Annotated in this window: 3 protein-coding genes; all 3 read left to right on the plus strand. The window is 35.9% G+C overall.

Features of this window, described 5'->3' with window-relative positions:
* The coding region (locus HQK88_17075) for a hypothetical protein (protein MBF0618514.1) at positions 1-1,192 on the plus strand (1,192 nt) is incomplete at its 5' end.
* Positions 1,193-1,217: 25 nt separating this feature from the next.
* Entirely contained in the window at positions 1,218-2,747 is a 1,530-nt protein-coding gene (locus HQK88_17080; protein MBF0618515.1) for a hypothetical protein, read from the plus strand.
* A complete protein-coding gene (locus tag HQK88_17085) occupies positions 2,744-4,291 on the plus strand; it encodes a hypothetical protein (GenBank protein MBF0618516.1) in 1,548 nt (515 codons plus the stop codon). The genes HQK88_17080 and HQK88_17085 overlap by 4 nt, the downstream gene beginning before the upstream one ends.
* Positions 4,292-4,355 lie beyond the last annotated feature (64 nt).

The following is a 4,355-nucleotide window of genomic DNA, read 5'->3' on the forward strand; positions in this document are numbered from 1 at the left end:
CTTTGTATTTAGTTATTTCCCATTCTTTGAATATGCAGTAATTAGCAGAAACTATGCCATTGGGATATTATTTCTCTTTCTTTTCTGTGCATATTTCGGTAAAGATTTTAAAAACAGAAATTATATTATTCTTTCCATAATTTTATTTTTAATGTGCCAGTGTAATGCTCTCTCAGCAGTGTTGGCGATAGCACTTGCAATCACTCTTTTTTTTGAGCCTATGTTTTTTAAGGAATTTACTTCTTATAAATCATGGCGATTTTACACAGCAATTTTGATTTTTACAGCAGGCTTAGCTATTTCAATAATTCAAATGAAGCCTCCGGCTGATTCCCGTTTCTATAATATAGTCATTAGCGACCCTGACATTCCAAAAAAAATAGCTGACCAGGTTACAGAAATGTGGAACGTCTTTGTACCTATCCCTCGTATTCAAATGAATTTCTGGCAGACAAATTTTATACGTTACCTGCCGATGAGTTTGGAAACGATATATGCTATAAGGCTGATTTTATCATCAGGCTTATTTCTATTTATCCTGTTTAGCATATTCAGAAAAAAAATACCTGCTTTTTATTATGTTATTGCCACAACAGGAGTTGCAGCATTTAATTGCATTTTTTTCAACGGCTTTTTGCGCCACAAAGGACACTACTACGTTGTCTTTGTTACAGCCATGTGGCTGTACAATTATTATCCCGCCCCAAAAACTACTGTTAATGCTTTTTTAAGTTTATTTGAGAGAAATCAAAATAGCTTTATAACTACAATATTTTCTTTAGGTATCATTGCTGCTTTAATGGCTAATACCATTGGTTTTATCTATCCTTTTTCAGAGTGTAAGGCAACAGCAGATTATATAAAGCAAAACCACTGGCAAAATATGCCTATTGCCGGCCACTGGTTTTATGCAGCAAGCGGCGTGTCGGCATATCTTGACAGACCCTTATATTACCCTGTGATTGATAAGATCGGCACGTTCAATGTTTGGAAAGCTGTAAAAAATGACCAGGTAGATGTACTTATGCAGGTTGACAAATATAGAGATTTCGTAAAGTCTGATGTTTTATTCATTGTTAATGAGCCGCTGCCGGATGAATTGGTTAGACTTACCGGATTAATTCCACTTAAGCAGTTTACACAGAGTGTCGTAAAGAGCGAAGAGTTTTATCTGTATATGATAAAATACTAAAAAATGTTATCTTTAACATGAAAACATGAAAAATACGTCTGATGATTTAAAATTTACATACACATTAACCCTTGTGTTTTTTGTTCTGACACTGTTTAACATCCTCCATCACGAGATGTGGCGGGATGAACTTGAGGCATGGATGATAGCCAGAGATGCCAGTTCTCTGCACGAACTTGTTGAAAATATGCGCTATCAGGGGCATCCCATGCTCTGGCATTTAATTCTGTATCCTATAACTAAAATAACACGAAATCCGGTTGCTATGCAGCTGGTTCATCTTGTTATTGCCACAGCCTCAGTATTTGTTTTTTTAAGGTTTTCGCCTTTTAGCAAGCTCTTAAAAGGACTCTTTGTGTTTGGATATTTTCCATTTTTTGAATACGCCACAATTAGCAGAAACTATGCTATTGGGATATTATTTCTCTTTCTTTTCTGTGCATATTTTAGTAAAGATTTTAAAAACAGAAATTATATTCTTCTTTCCATAATTTTGTTTTTAATGTGCCAGTGTAATGCCCTCTCAACAGTGTTGGCAATAGCCCTTGCTATCACTCTTTTCTTTGAACCTCTACTATCAAAGGATTTCATTTTTTATAAATCATGGCGATTTTATGCATCAATTTTAATATTTACGGCAGGCCTTGTACTTTCAATAATTCAAATGAAGCCTCCGGTTGATTCAAGCTTCTACAACCCAGTCATTATTGGACGCAACGTAACAGGAAAAATATATGATCAGATTTCAGCACTGTGGAATGTTTTTGTCCCTGTGCCTCGCGTTCAAATGCACTTTTGGAACACGAATTTTCTTAGTTACGTGCCTCTGAAAGCAGAAATACGCTATGCTCTGAGGTTGATCTTTTCTTTTGGGTTATTCGTGGTTTCGTTTTTTATTATGTTAAAAAAAAAAATACCGGCTTTTTACTATTGTATTGCAGTAATTGGGCTGACCACCTTTAGTTATGTCCTTCATGAGGGCACGTTACGCCATAAGGGGCATTACTACTTTGCCTTTATTTCCGCTCTGTGGCTTTCCAGTTACTACCCTTCAGAAGAATACAGGATGAGACGTATTTTCAATTTAGCTGATCGATTCAAAAATGCTTTTTTAATTGTAATACTCTCACTGTCCTTTACAGGAGCATTAATTGCAAACACAATCAACGACCTCTATCCGTTTTCCACAAACAAGGAGACTGCAAATTACATAAAGCAAAACGGCTTGCAAAATATGCCGATTGCAGGCTTCTGGGCAGCTACAACAGCAGGTGTGACCGCATACCTTAACCGCCCTTTCTATGACCCTGTACAGGATAAAGTAACATCCTTTAATGTTTGGAAAAGTGCAAAAAACGGCAAGATGGATGTTTTTAAAAATGTTATGTCATACGTGAATAGTGTTAAAACAGATGTTTTATTGATTGTAACAGAGGAGCCGTTACCGAATGATTTGGTTGAAGTTTACGGATTTAACCCGCTTAGGAGCTTTACAAATAGTATTGTAAAGGATGAGACATTTTATCTATATAGAGTCAGGTTTGAAACCCCGTGATTTCTAAGCAAGAATGTATATGGAGTGATCATTACGATTTAAAATTTACATACACATTAACCCTTGTGTTTTTTGTTCTTACCCTATTTAACATTCTGCATCATGTGATGTGGCGGGATGAGCTTGAGGCATGGATGATAGCCAGAGGTGCCAGCTCTCTGCACGAACTTGTTGAAAATATGCGCTATCAGGGGCATCCCATGCTCTGGCATTTAATTCTGTATCCTATAACCAAAATAACACGAAATCCAGTTGCTATGCAGATGGTTCATCTTGTTATTGCCACAGCCTCAGTATTTGTTTTTTTAAGGTTTTCGCCTTTTAGCAAGCTCTTAAAAGGACTCTTTGTGTTTGGATATTTCCCGTTTTTTGAATACGCCACCATTAGCAGAAACTATGCCATTGGGATTTTATTTCTCTTTCTTTTCTGTGCATATTTCGGTAAAGATTTTAAAAACAGAAATTATATTCTTCTTTCTATAATTTTGTTTTTAATGTGCCAGTGTAATGCCCTCTCAACAGTGTTGGCTATAGCTCTTGCTATCACGGTTTTTCTTGAACCTATTTTTTCTAAGGAATTTACTTTTTATAAATCATGGCGGTTTTATGCATCAATTTTAATATTTACGGCTGGTCTTGTTCTTTCAATATTACAAATGAAGCCTCCGGCTGACTCATACTGGTATCATTCAGTCATTATTACCTCCGACATACCATCAAGAATAGAGGATCAGATTTCTGAGATATGGAATGTTTTTATTCCAATACCCAGAATAGAGCTGAACTTTTGGGAGACTAATTTTATAACTTACTTACCTGTGCTAGATGAGCTGAGATATGTTCTAAGACTGTTTGCAGCGTTAGGTTTGTTTTTGTTTACACTTTGTATTGTTTTCAGAAGGAAAATCCCAGCGTTTTATTATATAGTTGCAGTAACAGGAATTAGTACCTTTGGTTATATTTTTTATGAGGGATGGCTTCGGCACAGAGGGCACTATTATTTTGCCTCTGTAGCGGCTCTTTGGATTAGCAGTTACTATCCTTTAAAGGAATTCTCAAAACCTTCATACAATGCGTTTTTCAGCTTTTTTGAAAGGAATAAAAACCACTTTTTGACTCTGATATTTTCAGCAGCGGTGATTGGCTCACTGATAGCTAATACGCTGGATTACATATATCCTTTTTCAGAAGCTAAAGAAACTGCAGAATTTATCAGAAAAAACAATTGGCAAAATATGCCGGTTTCTGGCCATTGGGATTATGCAACAAGCAGCGTGTCAGGATATCTTGACAGACCGTTTTATTATCCTGTAGCTGACAGAATCGGTACTTTCACCGTGTGGAAAGCTGTAAAAAATGACAAAGTAAATGTACTTATGCGTGTTGACAGATATAGAGACTTTGAAAGGTCTGATATTTTATTCATAGCGAATGAGCCAATACCGGATGAATTGGTTAGACTTACCGGATTAATTCCACTTAAGCAGTTTACACAGAGTGTCGTAAAGAGCGAAGAGTTTTATCTGTATATGATAAAATACTAAAAAATGTTATCTTTAACCTAAAAACATGAAAAATACGTCTGATGATTTAAAATTTGCATACAGC

The sequence above is a fragment of the Nitrospirota bacterium genome, from assembly GCA_015233895.1.
GTDB lineage: Bacteria > Nitrospirota > Thermodesulfovibrionia > Thermodesulfovibrionales > Magnetobacteriaceae > Magnetomonas.

Bases quoted from the DNA above. Each gene is read 5' to 3' on its own strand.
- HQK88_17080 (MBF0618515.1), top strand. From the start codon at position 1,218: ATGAAAAATACGTCTGATGATTTAAAATTTACATACACATTAACCCTT.